Source organism: Pelomonas sp. Root1217 (assembly GCF_001425705.1).
Taxonomy (GTDB): domain Bacteria; phylum Pseudomonadota; class Gammaproteobacteria; order Burkholderiales; family Burkholderiaceae_C; genus Pelomonas.
Genome location: NZ_LMDC01000029.1, coordinates 75,964 through 95,019 on the forward strand (window position 1 = coordinate 75,964; position 19,056 = coordinate 95,019).

A 19,056-nucleotide genomic window follows, 5' to 3' on the forward strand; every position below is an offset into this window, starting at 1 on the left:
GTCACTGGAGAGGGGAGTCGTTTCATCTTAGGTCATGCCCCGCTGGCAACCGTCTGCTCGCTTGCCCTGACGTCCGTTCTGTTTTTCATCTAAGGTTTACACCGATGGGAAAGATTTTTCCAAATTGGAAACTTCGTGGATCAAACAACCTCACCCGATCCTGGAGCTGCCATGAGCCGGTCTTCCCGCTGTTCCTCTCCTCTCGGTGCGCGCCACAGGCCTCGCAAGCTCGCGGCCCTGCTCGTGCCCGGCCTGGCCGCGCTGTGCGCCTCGCCGCTGTGGGCGCAGACCACGTCCGCCGCCGCCGACACCAAGGCCGACATCGAGAAGCTCGACGTCGTGACCGTCACGGCCACGCGCCGCCGTGAGTCGGTGCGCGACGTGCCGCTGCGAGTCGAGACGCTAGGCGCCGAGCCCATGGAGCGCGCTGGCGCCACCTCGCTGAGCGACTACGTCGGCAGCCTGCCCGGCATCGACGTCAAGACCTCGGGCGGCCCCGGTCGCAACGCCGTCACGATGCGCGGCGTCAGCGTCGGCGAGCAGCAGATCGCCACCGTCGGCATGTATGTCGACGAGGTCGCCTTCGGCTCCAGCAGCGCCTTCGTCGGCGGCGCCAACACGGCGCTGGACCTGTCGCTGCTGGACCTGAAGCACATCGAAGTGCTGCGCGGCCCGCAAGGCACGCTGTACGGCGCCGGCGCCATGGGAGGCCTGCTGAAGTACGTCACCAACGAGCCCGACAGCACTCAGTTCTCCGGCAAGGTGGGCGTGGGTGTGCGCCAAGCCCGCGGCGGCGCGCTCGGCCACACCGAGCACGCGGTGCTCAATGTGCCGCTGAGCCAGGACGTGGCCGCCTTGCGCGTGGCGGCCTTCAACGACCATGAGGGCGGCTACATCGACGCGGTGGGCAAGGCTGCCGGCGAGCACATCAACGACGGCAGCACCCGTGGCGCGCGCGTGTCGCTGCTGGTCGAGCCGACGTCGAAGATGAAGCTGCGCCTGGCGCACACCCAGCAGGAGATCCAGCGCAACGGCCTCAACGTCATCGAGTACGACGCCACCAAGGGCCAGCCCATCTACGGCGACCTGACCCGCCACCTGGACACAGGTGAGGCCTACAAGCTCAAGACGCGGCTGAGCTCGGCCGACTTCGAGTACGACTTCGGCTTTGCACGCCTGAACGCCATCGCGTCGACGCAGCGCCTGGACAGCGCGACCGGCCAGGACGCCACCGCGCTGCTGGGCGGCAACCCGGCCTTTGACTTCGTCTCGCTGGACAACGCCTTCAGCCTGCGCAAGCAGACCCAGGAGCTGCGCCTGACCTCGCAGCGCGGCCCCGTCGAATGGCTGCTCGGCTATTACCACACCAAGGAAACCGGTCACGTCGGCCAGCGCCTGTGGGCGCAGCTGGCGGGCGGTGGCGGCGACATGACGCTGACCACCACCGGCCAGCCTTCCGAGTACCGCGAGCGCGCCTTCTACGGCGACGTGACCTGGAACCTCGACCCGAGCTGGTCGCTGACCCTGGGCGTCCGCGTGGCCAAGAACGAGCAGGTCTACACCGTCTTCGTCAACGAGCAGCTGAGCTCCTCGGGGCCGAGCGACGACACGGCCAAGACCTATCTCGCCACGCTCCGCTACGCCATCGACAAGACCAGCAACCTCTACTTCCGTGCCGCCAGCGGCTACCGGCCCGGCGGCCCCAACTCGCCGGCCATCGACCCCAACGGCCAGGTCATCCCCGGCACGCCGGCCACCTTCGGCCACGACACGCTGTGGAGCTATGAACTCGGCTACAAGGCCGACCTGCTGAACAAGACGCTGAACTTCGAAGCCGCCGTCTTCAACATCGACTGGAAGGACCTGCAGCAGCCCAAGGCCGTCGGCGCCAGCACCATCGTCGTCAACGCCGGCAAGGCGCGGGTGCGCGGTCTGGAACTGGCGGCGCGCTACAAGGTTGATGCGCACTGGAATCTGGACGCCAGCCTCGCGTACACCGACCCGAAGCTGACCGAAGGCTCCCTGGCGCTGGGGCCCTCGGGCTCGCGCCTGCCCAACACGGCCAAGCTGGCCTACACGCTCGGGGCGCGCTACGCCTTCGACCTGGCCGGCAACCCGTCGTATGCGGGTCTGAATGTGCGCCGCGTGGGCCAGCGCAACGCCGGCTTCGATTCGCCCGGCACCTCGGTGCCCTACTTCAGCCAGCCGGGCTACACGCTGGTGGATGGGCAGTGGGGCCTGGAGATGGGCCGCTGGCAGCTCTCCGCCTTCGTCCGCAACCTGACCGACAAGCGCGCCATCCTCGGCGCCGACACGGCCCTGACCGCCTTCGGCCTGCCGCTCAACGTGACGACGGTGGCCCCGCGCACGGTGGGCGCCAACCTGACCTTCAACTTCTGACCCTGGATCTCCCATGAAGCAGTTGTTCAACCGCCTGCGCGTCGCCGCGCTGGCCCTGTGTGTCGGCGCGCTGCCGGCCGCCTTCGCCCAGCCCAGGACGGCCACGCCGCTCACGGCCGTCGATGTCGAAGCCTTCATCGACGGCCTGGTGCCCACGGCCCTGCGCAACGCGCGCGTGCCCGGCGCTGTCGTCGTCGTCGTCAAGGACGGCCAGCCGCTGCTGCAAAAGGGCTACGGCCTGGCCGACTGGGACAAGAACATCCCCGTCGACCCGAACAAGACGCTGTTCCGCCCGGGCTCGGTGTCCAAGCTGTTCACCTGGACGGCGGTCATGCAGCTCGTCGAGCAGGGCAAGCTGGACCTCGACGCCGACCTGAACAAATACCTGGACTTCACCATCCCGGGCCGCAACGGCAAGGCGCTGACGCTGCGCCATGTGATGACGCACACGACGGGCTTCGAGGAGACGGCGCGCGACCTGCTGACCTACGACACCGCCGGGCCCGACCTCGGCAAGGTGCTCAAGGCCTATATCCCTCCCTACGTCTATGACCCTGGCACCACGCCCGGCTATTCCAACTATGCGACGTCGCTGGCCGGCTACATCGTGCAGCGCGTCAGCGGCAAGTCTTTCGACGACTACATGGATCAAAACGTCTTCGCGCCGCTGGGCATGAAGCAGTCGACCTTCCGCCAGCCACTGCCCGACGCGCTCAAGGGCCAGATGTCGCAGGGCTACATGACCTGGGACGAGAAGCCCAAGGGCTTCGAGGTCATCAGCATGCCGCCGGCAGGCAGCATGTCGTCCACCGGCGCGGACATGGGCCGCTTCATGCTGGCCTTTTTGCAGCAGGGCAAGCTGGGTGAGGCGCAGATCCTCAAGGCCGAGACCGTCAAGCTGATGCACACCCAGCTCACGCGCGCCCTGCCCGGCCTGTCGGGCATCGGCCTGGGCTTCTACGAGCAGAACATCAACGGCCACCGCGTGCTCGCCCATGGCGGCGACACGGTGCTCTTCCACAGCGATTTGCTGCTGTTCGTCGACGACGGCATCGGCCTGTACATCTCGGTCAACGCCCCGGGTCATGAGCGCCAGGGCGGCTGGCTGCGCGACAAGCTGTTCGAGGCCTTTGCCGACCGCTACCTGCCCGACCAGCGCCCGGCAACGAAGCCGGAGGTGGACGAGGCCACGGCCAAGCAGCATGCCCAGCAGATGGCCGGCAGCTACCGCAACACACGCCGCGAGGACTCGACCTGGCTGTCGGTGCTGCAGCTGCTGAGCCCGGTCAAGGTCCAGGCCCTGGAAGACGGGCGCCTGTCCATCGAACTGGCCGGCGCGCGCAGCAACTACCACGAGGTCAAGCCCTATCTGTGGGAGGAGGAACACGGCAAGCGCCGGCTGCAGGCCGTCGTCGAGAACGGCAAGGTCAAACATTGGGGCCTGGAGCCCTTCGTGTTCGCCTTCATCTTCGAGCCCGTGCCTTTCATGGCCAGCACCACGGTGCTGGTGCTGATGGGCTTGGCCATCGTCACGCTGCTGCTGACCACCCTGCTCTGGCCGGTTGCCGCCGTGCTGCGTCGTCGCCATCACGTGGCGGTGCCGCCGCCTCAGCACATGACCTGGGTACGTGGCGCCAGCGTCGGCGCGATGGTGGCCTTGGGCCTGTGGGGCTGGGTCGTGACCCTGCTGGAAAGCCTGGGCGATGCGTCGATCCTGCTGCCCCTGGCCCAGCTGAGCCTGGCGCTGTCGGCCATTGGGGGTCTGGTGGTGGCGGGCCTGCACGCCCGCAATGTGATGAAGACTGGCGACAAGTGGAGCAAGGCCCTGGCCATCGTCTGGGTGCTGTCATTCGCCGTGCTGCTTATCGTCAGCCTGGCCCACCATCTGATCAGCTTCAACCAGTGGTACTGAAATGAGCACCAAGCCCATGCGCCTCTTCCTTGGCGGCCTGGTGCATGAGACCAGCAGCTTCTCGCCGCTGCCCACCAGCGTGCAGTCCTTCCGCGAAGGCGTGCTGATCCACCGCAGCGATCCCCGCGCGTTGCAGCAGGTGGCGGCCCAGCCCAACCTGATGGGCGTCATCGCCGCCGCCGCGCGCCAGGGCGACACGCTGCTGCCCGGGCTGTACGCGGAAGCGCAGCCGTCCGGGCCGCTGTCCCGCGCGGACTACGAGGCGCTGCGCGACGAACTGCTGGCCGACCTGAACGCCTCCGGTCCCGTGGACGCTGTGCTGCTAGTGCTGCACGGCGCCATGCTGGCCGAGGGCTATCACGACTGCGAGGGCGACTTGCTGATGCGCGTGCGCGAGCTCATCGGCCCCCAGGTGCCGCTGGGCGCCCTGCTGGACCTGCACTGCAACCTCAGCCCCGCCATGATCGAGTCGGGCGCGGCGCTGGTGGCCTGCAAGGAGTACCCGCACATCGACTACGCAGCGCGCGGCGAGGAACTGCACGCAATGCTGGGGGCCATGGTGCGCGGCGAGCTGGCGATGAAGGCGCACTGGAAGCGCGTGCCGCTGCTGGGCATCTTCGGCACCACGGTCGCACCGATGAGTGACTTCGTGGCGCGGCTAAAGGACAGCGAGGCCAGGCTGCCGGGCATCCTGTCGGTATCGGTGCTGCACGGCTTTCCCTGGGCCGACACGCCCCACACCTGCGCGGCCATGCTGGTGCTCGCGGAGGATTCACCCGCCGCGGCAGGCGTGGCTTCAGACCTGCTGGAGGAATTGGCCGAGGCCTTCTACGGCATCCGCGAGATGGCGGCCGCCAAGCGCCTGCCACTGAAGGACGCGCTGGACCTGGCCGAAGCCGAGATGCGGCTGGCCCGGCCGGGCCCGGTCGTGCTGGCCGACACGGCGGACAACGCCGGCGGCGGCGCGTCTGGGGACAGCACCTTCGTGTTGCGCGAGCTGCTGAACCGCGGCCTGCGCAACGTGGCGCTGGGCATGATCTGGGACCCGCAGGCCGTGGCGATCGCGACGTCGGCCGGCGTGGGCGCACGGCTGCCGCTGCGCATCGGCGGCAAGGTGGGGCCGACGTCGGGCGACCCGGTGGATCTGGAAGTGGAGGTGCTGGCCTGCCGCGAGGATGCGCGCCAGCGCAGCCTGACGCCCGGGGGTACCGATCCGCTGGGCCCTTGCGTCGCGGTGCGCGCCCAAGGCATTGACATCGTGCTGAACAGCATCCGCCAGCAGGTGTTCTCGGCCGAGTGCTTCACGCAACTGGGCATCGACCCGGCGGCCAAGCGGCTGGTGGTCGTGAAGTCGACCCAGCATTTCCGCTCGGGTTTCGATGCGATGGCCGCGGCGGTCGTCTATGCCGACTCACCCGGCAGTCTGCAGGCCAATATTGGCGCGCTGCCCTTCAAGCACCTGCCGCGGCCGGTGTGGCCGATCGACTAGGACTTGTGAAAAGGGTCTAAGCCGCGAAGGCAACCGCTTCCGGCTCACCGCGGGGCAACGTGGCCCAGCGGTCGGCGCGCAGCTCGTAAAGCAGGGCGGCGGCGCTGCCCGGGCCGTCGGCCAGCGCGCCCTTCATGCGCAGGCCCAGGCATTCGAGCGTCTTGCGCGTGGGGGCGTTGCTCGGCAGCACGGCGGCGACGACAGTGCCCTCATGGCGTTGCTCGAAGGCTTGCTCAAAAGCGTACTGGGCCATTTCCGACGCCAGGCCGCGGCCCCAGGCCTGCGGCGTGATGCGGTAGTAGAGGTAGAGGCCGGCGTGGCCCGCAACGCTGCGGTGCATCAGGCCACCAAAGCCGATCAGCGTCTCAGGTTGTTCGCGCTCGGCGATGGCCCAGTGGCCGAAACCCCGCGACTGCCAGTGAGCCAGCCAGGCCTGCAACTGGGCCTCGGTGGCCGCGCGGCCGTGCGGCGTCGCGGCCGCGCAGAAGCGGTTCACCGCCGGGTCGGCGTGCAGCGCAGTCAGGGTATCCAGATCGCTTTCACGCGGCGGCCTCAGCACGAGGCGTCGGGTCACCATGGCCGCTGGCACGGCCGCAACAGATGCGCAGAACTCACTCGGAACCATGGACGACGCAAACTCGGTGGAAACCCTAGGAGGGTAGCCGCGAGCCGGCCGAGGCGAAAGCCCGGGTCCACGGGAGCTGTCGCAAAACCGTCACAAAGCCACGTAAAGAGGCGGATTTCCGGTCGCTTCGACCGACCGAAAACCCGCCCGCCGAAGCGGTCAACCCGTCAGCAACGCATTGACGCGCTTCACATAGGCCGCCGGGTCTTCCAGGTGGCCGCCTTCGGCGAGCACGGCCTGGTCGAACAGCACCTGGGCCAAGTCGTCGAAGTGCTCGCTGCCGTCCAGCTTCTTGACGAGGGCATGCTCGGCGTTGATCTCCAGCGTCGGCTTCGCTTCAGGCGCGTTCTGGCCGGCCTGCTTCAACAGCCGCGCCAGGTGGCCGCTCATGTCGCCTTCTTCCACAACGATGCAGGCGGGCGAGTCGACCAGGCGGGTCGTCACGCGCACGTCCTTGGCGCGATCCTTCAGCGCGTCCTTGAGCTTGTCCAGCAGCGGCTTCAGGCTTTCGGCGGTCTCGTCGGCCTTCTTCTTCTCGTCTTCGTCGAGCAGCTTGCCCAGGTCGACGGCGCCCTTGGCGACCGACTGCAGCGTCTTGCCTTCGAACTCGTAAAGGTGGCTGAGCATCCACTCGTCGACACGGTCCACCAGCAGCAGCACCTCGATGCCCTTCTTGCGGAAGATCTCCAGCTGCGGGCTGTGCTTGGCGGCAGCGAGCGAATCAGCGGTGATGTAGTAGATGACGTCCTGGCCTTCCTTCATGCGGCCAACGTAGTCCGCCAGGCTGACGTTTGCGTCGGCATGCGTGGACGCGAAGCGGAACAGCTTGGCCAGGCGCTCACGGTTGGCGTGGTCTTCGCCGATGCCTTCCTTCAGTACCTGGCCGAAGTCGGTCCAGAAGGCCGCGTACTTGTCCTTCTCGGCCTGGTCCTCGCTGTTGGCCAGGCTTTCCAGCATGCCCAGCACGCGCTTGGTCGAGCCCTCGCGGATGGCCTTCACGTCGCGGCTTTCCTGCAGCAACTCTCTAGAGACGTTCAGCGGCAGGTCGGCCGAGTCGATGACACCCTTGACGAAGCGCAGGTAGACCGGCATCAGCGCCTCGGCGTCGTCCATGATGAAGACGCGCTTCACGTAGAGCTTCACGCCGCCGCGCTTGTCGCGGTTCCACAGGTCGAAGGGCGCCTTCTGCGGGATGTAGAGCAGCTGGGTGTACTCGCTACGGCCCTCGACGCGGTTGTGCGTGTAGGCCAGCGGCGCATCGCTGTCATGGCTGATCTGCTTGTAGAACTCCTCGTACTGCTCCGGCGTGATGTCGCTCTTGGAGCGCGACCACAGCGCCGAGGCCTTGTTGACCGGCTCCCACTCGTCCTTGACGATCTGCTTGGCGTTGTCCGGATCCCACTCTTCCTTCTTCATCAGGATGGGCAGGGAGATGTGGTCGCTGTACTTGCTGATCGTCGACTTGACGCGCCAGGTCTTCAGGAATTCTTCCTCGCCGTCGCGCAGGTGCAGGATGACGTCGGTGCCGCGGCCCGGCTTGGTGATCGTCTCGATCTCGTACTCGCCCGTGCCTTCGCTGCTCCAGCGCACGCCCTGGTCGGCCGGCAGCCCGGCGCGGCGGGTCTCGACCGTGATGCGGTCGGCGACGATGAAGCCCGAGTAGAAGCCCACGCCGAACTGGCCGATCAGCTGGGCGTCCTTCTTCTGGTCGCCCTCCAGCTTGGCCATGAACTCGCGCGTGCCGCTCTTGGCGATGGTGCCCAGGTGCGAGGCGGCCTCCTCGGCGCTCATGCCGATGCCGTTGTCGCTGATGGTCAGCGTCTTGGCTTCCTCGTCGAAGCTGACGCGCACTTCCAGGTTGGGGTTGTCTTCAAACAGCGCCGCGTTGTCCAGCGCCTCGAAGCGCAGCTTGTCGCAGGCATCGCTGGCGTTGGAGACGAGCTCGCGCAGGAAGATCTCCTTGTTGGAGTACAGCGAGTGCGTGACGAGGTGCAGGATCTGCTTGACTTCGGCCTGGAAGGCGTGGGTTTGCTTGGTCATGGCGTGTCGAGTCCGGAAAACGAAACGCGGCCCAGATCGGGCCGCGTGGCAAAGATTCAAGGGGGCCGGCCACGACCCCGAAGTGCGGGATTGTCAGCCCCGGCGCGCCTGCACGGCTTGCGACAGCACATCCAGCACGGCCAGGGAGTCGTCCCAGCCCAGACATGCATCGGTGATGCTCTTGCCGTATTCCAGCTTGGCGGGGTCGTCCTTGCCAGGCGTGAACTTCTGGGCGCCGTCGTTCAGATGGCTTTCCACCATGACGCCGAAGATGCTCTTGCTGCCCTCGCGCATCTGGCCGGCAATGTCGCGCGCCACATCCAGCTGGCGCTGGTGCTGCTTGCTCGAGTTGGCATGCGAGCAGTCCACCATCAGGCGCTGCGGCAGCTTGGACTTCTCCAGGTCCGCGCAGGCCTCGGCGACGCTCTTGGCGTCGTAATTGGGCGCCTTTCCGCCGCGCAGGATGACGTGGCAGTCGGCATTGCCGCGCGTCTCAACGATGGCGACCTGGCCGTTCTTGTGCACCGACAGGAAGTGGTGGCCGCGCGCCGCGGCCTGGATGGCGTCGGTGGCGATCTTGATGTTGCCGTCGGTGCCGTTCTTGAAGCCGATGGGCGCCGACAGCCCTGAGGCCAGTTCGCGATGAACTTGGCTCTCGGTGGTGCGCGCGCCGATGGCGCCCCAGGCGATCAGGTCGCCGATGTACTGCGGTGAGATGACGTCAAGAAACTCGCTGCCGGCCGGCATGCCCAGGCGGTTGATCTCCAGCAGCAGCTGGCGGGCGATGCGCAGGCCCTCGTCGATGCGGTAGCTCTCGTCCAGGTAGGGGTCGTTGATCAGGCCCTTCCAGCCCACCGTCGTGCGTGGCTTCTCGAAGTAGACACGCATGACGATCTCCAGCGTGCCGGCGTACTTATCGCGCTGCTCCTTCAGCTTGCGGGCGTACTCGACGGCGGCAGCGGGGTCGTGAATGGAGCAGGGGCCGATGACGACGAGCAGGCGGTCGTCATCGCCGCTCATGATCCTGCGGATGCGCTGGCGGGTCTGGCCGATCAGGTTCTCCATCGCCGTGCCGCGGATAGGGAAGAAACGGATCAGGTGCTCCGGCGGCGGCAGCGGCGTGACGTCGACGATGCGCTCGTCATCGGTGGCGCTGGTCTTGTCGTCCTGGGAGTACCAGCGCTGGGCTTCGGGTTCGACGGAGGAGACTTTGGCGTTCATCTTCGGCACCTTAAAAACAAAAAACCGCCGGGCTTGGCGGCCTCGGCGGTTTGGGGGAGTTTCTGTGTTCAGCGCGCGCGCTCAGGACTCTCCACCGCCGGGGCGGGGAAAAAACCAAAAGCTAAAGTAAGCAGAGCGGGACATGGGAGCGGAATCTAGCACGGCGATGAACGCGGGCTTTCGCGAGACGCAAAGGCAAGCTTTCAAGCTGTGCCGCCGACGGTGAGCCCCTCAATGCGCAACGTCGGCTGCCCCACACCCACCGGCACGCTCTGGCCTTCCTTGCCGCAGACACCCACGCCGGTGTCCAGCGCCATGTCGTTGCCGATCATGCTGACGCGGGTCAGCGCGTCGGGGCCGTTGCCGATGATGGTGGCGCCCTTGACGGGGTACTGGATCTTGCCGTTCTCGACCCAGTAGGCCTCGCTCGCCGAGAACACGAACTTGCCGCTGGTAATGTCGACCTGGCCGCCGCCGAAGTTGGTGGCGTACAGGCCCTTCTTGATGGAGGCGACGATCTCCTTCGGGTCGTCCTTGCCGCCCAGCATGTAGGTGTTGGTCATGCGCGGCATGGGCACGTGGGCATAGCTTTCGCGACGGCCGTTGCCGGTGGGGGCGACCTTCATCAGCCGCGCGTTCATCGCGTCCTGGATATAGCCCTTCAGGATGCCGTCCTCGATCAGCACATTGCGCTGGCTGGCGCAGCCCTCGTCGTCGACGTTCAGCGAGCCGCGGCGGTCGGGGATGGTGCCATCGTCCAGCACCGTCACGCCCTTGGACGCCACGCGCTGGCCGATGCGGCCGGCAAAGGCGCTCGATCCTTTGCGGTTGAAGTCGCCTTCCAGGCCGTGGCCGACGGCCTCGTGCAGCAACACGCCTGGCCAACCCGGGCCGACGACGACGACCATCTCACCGGCGGGCGCCGGGCGGCTTTCCAGGTTCGTCAACGCGGCGTGCACGGCCTGCTCGACATAGCTGGCGATCATCTCGTCGGTGAAATAGGCCAGGCCGAAGCGCCCGCCACCGCCGCCCGAGCCCACCTCGCGGCGGCCGTTCCTCTCGGCGATCACCGTGATGGACAGGCGCACCAGCGGGCGCACGTCCGCGGCCAATGTGCCGTCGGCGCGGGCGATCAGCACGACCTCGTGCTCGGCGGCCAGGCCGGCCATGACCTGGGCCACGCGCGGGTCCCTGGCGCGGGCCATCTTCTCGGTGCGCTCCAGCAGCGCCACCTTGGCGGCGCTGTCCAGACTGGCGATGGGATCGGTCACGCCGTACAGCTCGCGGCTGCCGGCCACGCGGCTTTGGCTCGGCACCTTGACCTTCTTGCTCTGGCCAGCTGCAGCAATCGTGCGCACGGTGCGCGCGGCGTCCAGCAGCGAATCGAGCGAGATGTCGTCCGAGTAGGCGAACGCCGTCTTCTCGCCGGCCACGGCGCGCACGCCCACGCCCTGGTCGATGCTGAAGGAACCGCTCTTGACGATGCCCTCCTCCAGGCTCCAGCCCTCGGCGCGCGTGGTCTGGAAATAGAGGTCGGCGTCATCGACGCGATGCTCGGTGATGAGGCGCAGCGCCTGCGAGAGCGAGGCCTCGGTCAGGCCGAAGGGCTCCAGCAGTTGCGAGCGGGCGGTGGCCAAGCGGGCCAGGGTGGGTTCGACGGCGATCATGGCTTGATTCTAGGAAGTCGGGCGTCAGGCATTGGAAGACATGGACATCCTTCTTTACCGGCAAGGTGTCAGCCGCGCGGAAAAAGGCGTCGTTGTGGACTGGCCTTGCAACCCGACATCCTCAAGGAGCCCCCGATGAAGACCTTTCACAAAGCCCTGATCGCCCTGCTGACCCTGGCCGGCGCCAGCGCCTTCGCCCAGACGGCCGGCACTCACACGCCGCGCATCGACCAGCGCGAGGCCAACCAGCAGGCCCGCATCGCCCAGGGCGCCGCCAGCGGCAGCCTGACGGCCCATGAGACCCAGCGCCTGGAGAAGGAGCAGGCCCGCGTCGACCACGCCGAGACCAAGGCCAAGGCGGACGGCACCGTCACCGCCAAGGAACGCCGCCGCCTGACCGCCATGCAGGACGGCGCCAGCCGCGACATCCACCGCAAGAAGCACAACGCTCGCGGCCAGTGACGCATTGCAGCCGCGCGTCGAGTCAGATGACCCGTGCATTACGGCTGCTAACAAATCCATCTCTGGCAATGCCTTGCTAGGGATGGCCGCCGGGGCGAGGCCCCGGACAGCATGCGGCGTATCCGTCCTTCACGGAATTGGAGCGCCGCATGAAGCTTTTTCCGCTTGCCACGCTGGCCCTGGCCGCTGCTGCCAGCCCGGCCTTCGCCGCCACTTTGGTCGGCTCGGGCTATGAGCAACCCGTCTTCCTGACCGCCCCCACCGGCGATTCGCGTCTCTTCATCGTCGAAAAGACCGGCCGCATCAAGGTGCAGGACAGCGGCGGCGCGGTGTCCACCTGGCTGAACCTGTCGGGCCAGGTCGATACCGCCGGTGAGCGCGGCCTGCTGGGCCTGGCCTTCGACCCCGCCTTCTCGACCAACGGCCGCTTCTATGTCGACTACATCGACAAGACGACGCTGAACACCGTCGTCGCGAGCTACACGGTCAATGGCTCGGGTGCCGTGGACCTCGCCAGTGCCAAGACGGTCATCACGGTGGCCCAGCCGGCTGGGCGCAGCAACCACAAGGCCGGCTGGATCGGCTTCAGTGCCGCCGATCCTGGCCACCTCTACGTGGCGACAGGTGACGGCGGCAGCGGCAACGACCCTGACAACAACGCCCAGAACCTCAACAGCAACCTCGGCAAGCTGCTGCGCATCACGCCCAACGCCGCCGGCGGCTACACGGTGCCAACGGACAACCCCTTTGTCGGTGTGGCCGGCAATGATGAGATCTGGGCCTATGGCCTGCGCAACCCCTACCGCAACAGCTTCGACCGCCAGACGGGCGACCTGTGGATCGGCGACGTGGGCCAAGGCGCACGCGAAGAGGTGGATTTCGCGTCCGCCGCGTCGGGCCTGGGCCGGGGCGCCAACTACGGCTGGCGGGTGCGCGAAGGCACGATCGCCACACCCGGGATCAGCGACCCCACGCCGCCCAACCTGACCGAGCCGATCTACGACTACGGCCGCGCCAACGGCGATGCCACCGTCATCGGCGGCTATGTCTACCGCGGCGGCGCGGACGCCAGCCTCGAGGGCAAATACGTCTTCGGCGACTACATCTCCGGCCGCATCTGGACGCTGAACGGCGGCACTGCGACGCCACTGGCCTCGCCCTTCGGCGGCTCCACGCTGACCAGCTTCGGCGAAGGCGGCAATGGCGCCCTCTACGGCGTCGGCATCGACGGCAATATCTATCTGCTCGCTGCCGCCGTGCCCGAGCCCGCCCCCGCCCTGCTGCTGGCCCTGGGCCTGGCGGCAGGCAGCCTTTTCACTCGTCGCCGCCGCGCTTGAGAGCCAGGCCGGCGTCGTAGAGGCGGTTGCGCGGCGCGCCGCTGATCTGGGCCGCCAGCGCCACGGCCTGCTTCAGCGGCAACTCGGCGGCGAGCAGGGCCAGCACGCGCAAGACTTCGGCGGGCAGTTCGTCGCCCGCCGCAGCCTGCGGCGCCAACGCGTGCAGCACGAGGACAAACTCGCCGCGCTGGCGCTGGGCATCGGCTGCAAGCCAGGCCGGCAGCGCCGCGGCCTGCGCGGTGTGGATGCTTTCGAACTGCTTGGTCAGCTCGCGGCAGACCGTCACGCGCCGCGTCGGGGCCAGCTCGGCCAGCAGCGCAATCAGTTCGACGATCCGGTGCGGCGCCTCGAACACGACCTGGCTTTGCCCCTCGATGGCCAGCACCGCTTGCAGCGCTGTGCGGCGTTCGCCGGCCTTGGTGGGCAGGAATCCGGCAAAGGCAAAGCCCCGGGCTGCCGTATCGCCGGCCACGCTGAGGGCCGTCACCGCGCTGCTCGGCCCAGGCAGGGGCAGCACGCGGTAGCCGGCTGCGACGACCTCCTGCACGAGCACGGCGCCGGGGTCGGAGATGGCCGGCGTGCCGGCGTCCGACGCATAGGCCACCCGCTCGCCGGCAGCCAGCCGCGCGAGAACGGTGGCGCTGGCCTCCCGCTCGTTGTGCTGATGCAGGGCGATCAGTGGCTTGTGCAGGCCCAGATGGCGCAGCAGGCCGCCGCCTTGGCGCGTGTCCTCGCAGGCCAGCGCATCGACCAGGCTCAAGGCATGGATGGCGCGCAAGGACATGTCGGCAAGATTGCCGATCGGCGTCGCGACGAGATAGAGCGTGGCGGCCGGATACTGCTGGCCGCCGGCCGCGGCTTGCGCGGCCTGGCGAAGCACAGAGGCATCAATGTTCAAGTGGGGCTCTCGTTCAAAACCTGACCGGGCCGGGATCGGCCTGGCGGGCGAGGACGCGGCGCTTGCACATCTGCAGCGCGCCGGCCTGCGCCTGGTGGAGAGGAATTATCGAGTCGGCGGCGGCCCCAACCGCCATGCCGGCGAAGTCGACCTGATCCTGCTCGACCGCGACGGCACCCTGGTCTTCGTCGAAGTGCGGGCAAGGGCGAGCGATTCGCATGGCGGCGCGGCCGCCAGCGTGACGGCCAGGAAGCAGCAGCGCCTGATCTACGCCGCCCAGCACTACCTGCTGCGCCACGCCAGCCCACCGCCCTGCCGTTTCGACGTCGTCGCCATCGACGGTGCCGAACTCAACTGGTTACAGGGAGCTTTCGACGCTGTCTGACTATGATCCGCGGCGCATGATTGAACAACGCATCCAGCAGCAATTCTTCGAGAGCGCAGACCTGCTCTACCAAGCCGCCGAGCAACTGGCGCGGCCCCTGGCGATGGCCGCGCAGATGGTGGTGGACGCCGTCACGGGCGGCAGCCGCATCCTTTGTGCCGGCCAAGGCCTGGCCAGCATGGACGCCGACTATCTGGCCGCTCGCCTGGCCGGCCGCTTCGAGCAGGAGAGGCCTGGCCTGGCCGCCTGGAGCCTGTCCGCCCAGGCCCGCGACGCCGCCGGCGTGGACCTGGCGCGCCTGCTGCAGGCCCATGGCCACCCGGGCGACGTCCTCGTCATGATCGAACCCCTGCGCGAGCAGCGCGACGCCTGGCAGTCCGCCGTGGCCGTGGCCCATGCGCAGGAGATGAGCATCATCGCGTTGACCGCCCAGCCACCCGGCGCCGCCGACGAATGGCGCGGCCTGCTGCTGGACACCGATATCCAGATCCGCGTCAGCCACGGCCGCGAGCCGCGCGTTGTGGAAGCCCAGCGCGTGCTGCTGCATGCGCTGGTCGACGCCGTCGACCTGCAACTGCTCGGCAGCGACGAATAACCCTTTCGATGGAAGCTAGATGAAAAAACTCACCCTGACCCTGGCCGCCGCCATCCTCGCCAGCACGCTCGCCACCGGTTGCGCACCGCTGCTGATCGGCGGCGCGATGGTGGGTGGCGTCAGCGTCGCCACCGACCGCCGCACCTCAGCCACCCAGCTCGAGGACGAGACCATCGAGATCAAGGCCGGTTCTCGCATCCGCGAGCAGCTGGGCGACAAGGTGCACATCAACGTCAACAGCTACAACCGCGTCGCGCTGATCACCGGTGAAGCGCGCACCGACGCCGACCGGGCCGAGGTGGAGCGCATCGTCGCGGGTGTCGAGAACGTCACCAAGGTCCTGAACGAGAGCGCGGTCACGATGCACAGTGCGCTCAGCGGCCGTTCCAACGACGTCGTCATCCAGGGCAAGGTGAAGGCCTCGTTCATCGACGCGCGCGACCTGTTGAGCAATGCCTTCTACGTTGTCGTCGAACGCGGCGAGGTCTTCCTGATGGGCCGCGTGACCGAACGCGAGGCCCATCGCGCCAGCGAGATCGCGCGCCAGGTCGGCGGCGTCAAGAAGGTCGTGCGTGCCTTCGAGATCATCAGCGAGGACGAACTCGCTCGTTTGACGCCCAAGAAGTCGTGATTTCGGCTTGGAATCAAGCGCGGCGACGGGCCGCCCCTAGTCGCGCTTGAGCCGATGTGCGAGGGGGCCACGCCCGCTCGCATCGGCGTCCCCTCGGGGGCTGAGGCCGGACACATTGCGCCCAGTGGGGGCGATGTGCCTGCCGAAGGGCTGCGGCACATGCCGCAGCGCGGTCTGCAAGACCGACCAGCGCCTCAGCGCTGGGCGAGGGGCCAACCCTCACAACCGCTTGATCAAGCTGGACGTGTCCCAGCGACTTCCGCCCATGGATTGCACGTCCGCGTAGAACTGGTCCACCAGCGCCGTCAGCGGCAGGCGTGAACCATTGCGGCGCGCCTCGTCCAGCACGAGGCCCAAATCCTTGCGCATCCAGTCGACCGCGAAGCCGAAGTCGAACTTGCCTTCGACCATGGTCTTGCCGCGGTTGTCCATCTGCCAGCTCTGGGCCGCACCCTTGCCAATGACCTCCAGTACCTGAGCCATGTCCAGGCCCGCGTTCTGGCCGAAGCGCACGGCCTCGGACAGGCCCTGTACGACACCGGCGATGCAGATCTGGTTGACCATCTTGGCAAGCTGCCCTGAGCCCGGGCCGCCGAGCAAGGTCACGGCCTTGGCAAAGGCCAGTGCGATCGGTTTCACCATGTCAAACGGAGCCACATCGCCGCCGCACATGACGGTCAGCACGCCGTTGACGGCACCGGCCTGGCCGCCCGAAACCGGGGCATCGATGAAGGCCACACCACGCTGGGCCGCTGCTGCATGCAGCTCGCGAGCCACGGCCGCCGAGGCGGTGGTGTGGTCCACGAAGATGGCCCCCGAGGTCATGCCGGCCAGCGCACCGGCGTCGCCGAGGACGACGGAGCGCAGGTCGTTGTCGTTGCCAACGCAACAGAACACGAACTCGGCGCCCTGCACGGCTTCGGCGGGCGTGGCCGCAAAGCTGCCGCCGTACTCCCTTGTCCAGGCCTCGGCCTTGGCTGTCGTGCGGTTGTACACAGTGACCTGATGGCCGGCACGCGCCAGATGGCCGGCCATCGGGTGGCCCATGACGCCCAGGCCCAGGAAGGCGACGCGGCGGGGAGGAACGGGATCGTAGCTGCGGGTGGTCATGAGCAATGGGTCAAAGAATCGTCAGATGTTCGGTGCCGCTGGACAGGTCGCCACTGCGGGCGCGCTCGCTGTTGAGCTTGATCTGCAGGCGCAGGTCGTTGACCGAATCGGCATTGCGCAGCGCGTCTTCGTAGGTGACCTTGCCGGCCTCGTAGAGATCGAACAGCGACTGGTCGAAAGTCTGCATGCCCTGCTCGCGGGAGCGCTTCATCAGCTCCTTGATCTCTGTGATCTCGCCCTTGAAGATCAGGTCGGAGATCAGCGGCGAATTCAGCAGGATCTCGACTGCGGCAACGCGGCCCTTGCCTTCGCGGCGCGGCAGCAGGCGCTGGCTGATCAGCGCGCGCAGGTTCAGCGACAGGTCCATCAGCAGCTGCTGGCGGCGGTCTTCGGGGAAGAAGTTGATGATGCGGTCCAGCGCCTGGTTGGCGCTGTTGGCGTGCAGCGTGGCCATGCACAGGTGGCCGGTCTCGGCGAAGGCCACCGCATGCTCCATGGTCTCGCGGTCACGCAGCTCGCCCATCAGGATGACGTCGGGCGCTTGGCGCAGCGAGTTCTTCAGCGCGGCTTCCCAGCTGTCGGTGTCCAGGCCCAGCTCGCGCTGGGTGACGATGCAGTTCTTGTGCGGGTGCACGAACTCGATCGGGTCCTCGATGGTCACGATGTGGCCGTAGGTCGTTTCGTTGCGCTCGTCGATCATGGCGGCGAGAGACGTGCTCTTGCCCGAACCGGTGGCGCCCACGACGATGACCAGGCCGCGCTTGTGCTGCACCACCTCGCGCAGGATGACGGGCAAGTCCAGCGACTGGATGGTGGGCAGCGTCGACGGAATCGTCCGCAACACCAGGCCGACCTGGCCCTGCTGCAGGAAGGCGTTCACACGAAAGCGCCCGATGCCATGTGGCGAGATCGCGAAATTGCACTCCTTGCTACGCTCGAACTCGGCCGCCTGCTTGTCGTTCATGATGGCCCGCGCCAGCTGCAGCGTGTGCTGACCGGTCAGGGGCTGGGGCGACACCTTGGTCAGCTTGCCGTCCACCTTGATCGCCGGCGGGAACTCGGCCGTCAGGAAGAGGTCGGAGCCCTTGCGCGACAGCATCAGCCGCAACAGGTCGTTGATGAACTTGGATGCCTGGTCGCGTTCCATGAATGGCTTTCTGTGTGTGCGGCGTTTTGCCGTCACTCACGTGGCGAGCCACATGAGTGACGTCAAATTTCCCGGGACTAGCCCGGGAAATTTTCAGGGAACTTGGCTTTCGACCGCGCTTCGGCCGGCGAGATGATGTTGCGGCGGACCAGGTCGGTGAGGTTCTGGTCCAGCGTCTGCATGCCTTGCGAGTTGCCGGTCTGGATGGACGAGTACATCTGCGCGACCTTGTTTTCGCGGATCAGGTTGCGGATGGCCGAGGTGCCCAGCATGATCTCGTGGGCGGCGACGCGGCCGGTGCCGTCCTTCAGCTTGCACAGGCTCTGCGAGATGACCGCCACCAGCGATTCGGACACCATCGCCCGCACCATCTCCTTCTCGGCCGCGGGGAAGACGTCGACGATGCGGTCCACCGTCTTGGCGGCCGACGAAGTGTGCAGCGTGCCGAACACCAAGTGACCCGTCTCGGCCGCGGTCAGCGCCAGGCGGATGGTTTCCAGGTCGCGCATTTCACCCACCAGCACGCAGTCCGGGTCTTCGCGCAGCGCCGAGCGCAGGGCGTTCGCGAACGAGTGCGTATGCGGGCCGACCTCGCGCTGGTTGATCAGGCTCTTCTTGCTCTCGTGCACGAACTCGATCGGGTCCTCGATGGTGAGGATGTGGCCGTACTCGTTCTCGTTGAGGTGGTTGACCATGGCCGCCAGCGTCGTGCTCTTGCCCGAGCCGGTCGGCCCGGTCACCAGCACCATGCCGCGCGGCTTGAGCGCCAGCTCGGCAAAGACCTTGGGCGCGGCGAGCTGCTCCAGGCTGAGGATCTTGCTCGGAATCGTCCGGAACACGGCACCGGCGCCACGGTTCTGGTTGAAGGCGTTGACGCGAAAGCGCGCCAGGCCCTGGATCTCGAAGGAGAAGTCGACTTCCAGCGTCTCCTCGTACATCTTGCGCTGGGAGTCGTTCATGATGTCGTACACCATGTCGTGGACCGCGCGGTGGTCCAGGGCCTCGACATTGATGCGACGCACGTCGCCATGCACCCGGATCATCGGCGGCAGGCCGGCCGAGAGGTGCAGGTCCGACGCCTTGTTCTTGACCGAAAATGCCAGCAGCTGAGTGATGTCCATGATGATCTGTGGAGTG

Annotated in this window: 16 protein-coding genes; 8 read left to right on the forward strand and 8 right to left on the reverse strand. The window is 67.3% G+C overall.

All coding sequences use genetic code 11. From position 1 onward, the window contains the following. Positions 1-171: 171 nt before the first annotated feature. Genes ASC95_RS25880 through ASC95_RS25890 form a run of 3 tightly spaced genes read left to right on the forward strand, consistent with a single transcriptional unit; the run spans position 172 to position 5,801 of the window. Entirely contained in the window at positions 172-2,400 is a 2,229-nt protein-coding gene (locus ASC95_RS25880) for a TonB-dependent receptor (protein WP_082568126.1), read from the forward strand. Positions 2,401-2,413: 13 nt separating this feature from the next. Then, positions 2,414-4,312, forward strand: a complete 1,899-nt coding sequence (locus ASC95_RS25885; protein WP_057300585.1) for a serine hydrolase — start codon at positions 2,414-2,416, stop codon at positions 4,310-4,312. 1 nt (position 4,313) lies between these two features. Beyond that, positions 4,314-5,801: a M81 family metallopeptidase gene (locus ASC95_RS25890; RefSeq protein WP_082568127.1), complete on the forward strand. Its 1,488-nt coding sequence runs from the start codon at positions 4,314-4,316 to the stop codon at positions 5,799-5,801. Between the two features lie 16 nt (positions 5,802-5,817). On the opposite strand, the gene ASC95_RS25895 is transcribed toward ASC95_RS25890, so the two are convergent. The 4 genes from ASC95_RS25895 to tldD form a co-directional block, all read right to left on the reverse strand. After that, positions 5,818-6,378, reverse strand: coding sequence for a GNAT family N-acetyltransferase (locus tag ASC95_RS25895; protein ID WP_057300586.1), 561 nt, complete (start codon positions 6,376-6,378; stop codon positions 5,818-5,820). Between the two features lie 207 nt (positions 6,379-6,585). Further along, the gene (gene htpG / locus ASC95_RS25900) at positions 6,586-8,466 is read right to left on the reverse strand and encodes a molecular chaperone HtpG (protein ID WP_057300587.1); all 1,881 of its coding nucleotides are present in this window, start codon (positions 8,464-8,466) and stop codon (positions 6,586-6,588) included. 93 nt (positions 8,467-8,559) lie between these two features. After that, positions 8,560-9,687: a 3-deoxy-7-phosphoheptulonate synthase gene (locus ASC95_RS25905; protein ID WP_057300588.1), complete on the reverse strand. Its 1,128-nt coding sequence runs from the start codon at positions 9,685-9,687 to the stop codon at positions 8,560-8,562. A gap of 203 nt (positions 9,688-9,890) precedes the next feature. Next, positions 9,891-11,354, reverse strand: a complete 1,464-nt coding sequence (tldD, locus tag ASC95_RS25910; protein WP_057300589.1) for a metalloprotease TldD — start codon at positions 11,352-11,354, stop codon at positions 9,891-9,893. Positions 11,355-11,489: 135 nt separating this feature from the next. Here tldD and ASC95_RS25915 point away from each other — a divergent pair, with 135 nt between their 5' ends. Together ASC95_RS25915 and ASC95_RS25920 are read left to right on the forward strand one after the other, a co-directional pair. Continuing rightward, the gene (locus ASC95_RS25915) at positions 11,490-11,816 is read left to right on the forward strand and encodes a hypothetical protein (RefSeq protein ID WP_057300774.1); all 327 of its coding nucleotides are present in this window, start codon (positions 11,490-11,492) and stop codon (positions 11,814-11,816) included. A gap of 149 nt (positions 11,817-11,965) precedes the next feature. Further along, entirely contained in the window at positions 11,966-13,153 is a 1,188-nt protein-coding gene (locus tag ASC95_RS25920) for a sorbosone dehydrogenase family protein (protein WP_157256510.1), read from the forward strand. On the opposite strand, the gene rsmI is transcribed toward ASC95_RS25920, so the two are convergent. After that, positions 13,131-14,051: a 16S rRNA (cytidine(1402)-2'-O)-methyltransferase gene (gene rsmI / locus ASC95_RS25925; RefSeq protein ID WP_057300591.1), complete on the reverse strand. Its 921-nt coding sequence runs from the start codon at positions 14,049-14,051 to the stop codon at positions 13,131-13,133. The genes ASC95_RS25920 and rsmI overlap by 23 nt on opposite strands. On the opposite strand from rsmI, the gene ASC95_RS25930 reads away from it, so the two are divergent. The 3 genes from ASC95_RS25930 to ASC95_RS25940 are packed head-to-tail and all read left to right on the forward strand — an operon-like array spanning position 14,044 to position 15,662. Further along, complete coding sequence (locus ASC95_RS25930) at positions 14,044-14,436, forward strand: YraN family protein (RefSeq protein ID WP_057300592.1); 393 nt, start codon at positions 14,044-14,046, stop codon at positions 14,434-14,436. The genes rsmI and ASC95_RS25930 overlap by 8 nt on opposite strands. Positions 14,437-14,452: 16 nt before the next feature. Further along, entirely contained in the window at positions 14,453-15,031 is a 579-nt protein-coding gene (locus ASC95_RS25935; protein WP_057300593.1) for an SIS domain-containing protein, read from the forward strand. Between the two features lie 19 nt (positions 15,032-15,050). Next, on the forward strand, positions 15,051-15,662 hold the full coding sequence (locus ASC95_RS25940; RefSeq protein ID WP_057300594.1) for a BON domain-containing protein: 612 nt from the start codon (positions 15,051-15,053) through the stop codon (positions 15,660-15,662). A 219-nt stretch (positions 15,663-15,881) separates the two neighbouring features. Here ASC95_RS25940 and ASC95_RS25945 read toward each other — a convergent pair whose 3' ends face one another. The 3 genes from ASC95_RS25945 to ASC95_RS25955 all read right to left on the reverse strand — a co-directional run bounded on the left by ASC95_RS25945 (position 15,882) and on the right by ASC95_RS25955 (position 19,040). After that, the gene (locus tag ASC95_RS25945) at positions 15,882-16,772 is read right to left on the reverse strand and encodes an NAD(P)-dependent oxidoreductase (protein WP_057300595.1); all 891 of its coding nucleotides are present in this window, start codon (positions 16,770-16,772) and stop codon (positions 15,882-15,884) included. Positions 16,773-16,782: 10 nt separating this feature from the next. After that, positions 16,783-17,919 (reverse strand): PilT/PilU family type 4a pilus ATPase, encoded by a 1,137-nt coding sequence (locus ASC95_RS25950; protein WP_057300596.1) that lies wholly within the window; start codon positions 17,917-17,919, stop codon positions 16,783-16,785. A 77-nt stretch (positions 17,920-17,996) separates the two neighbouring features. Then, entirely contained in the window at positions 17,997-19,040 is a 1,044-nt protein-coding gene (locus ASC95_RS25955) for a type IV pilus twitching motility protein PilT (protein WP_057300597.1), read from the reverse strand. Positions 19,041-19,056: the final 16 nt, after the last annotated feature.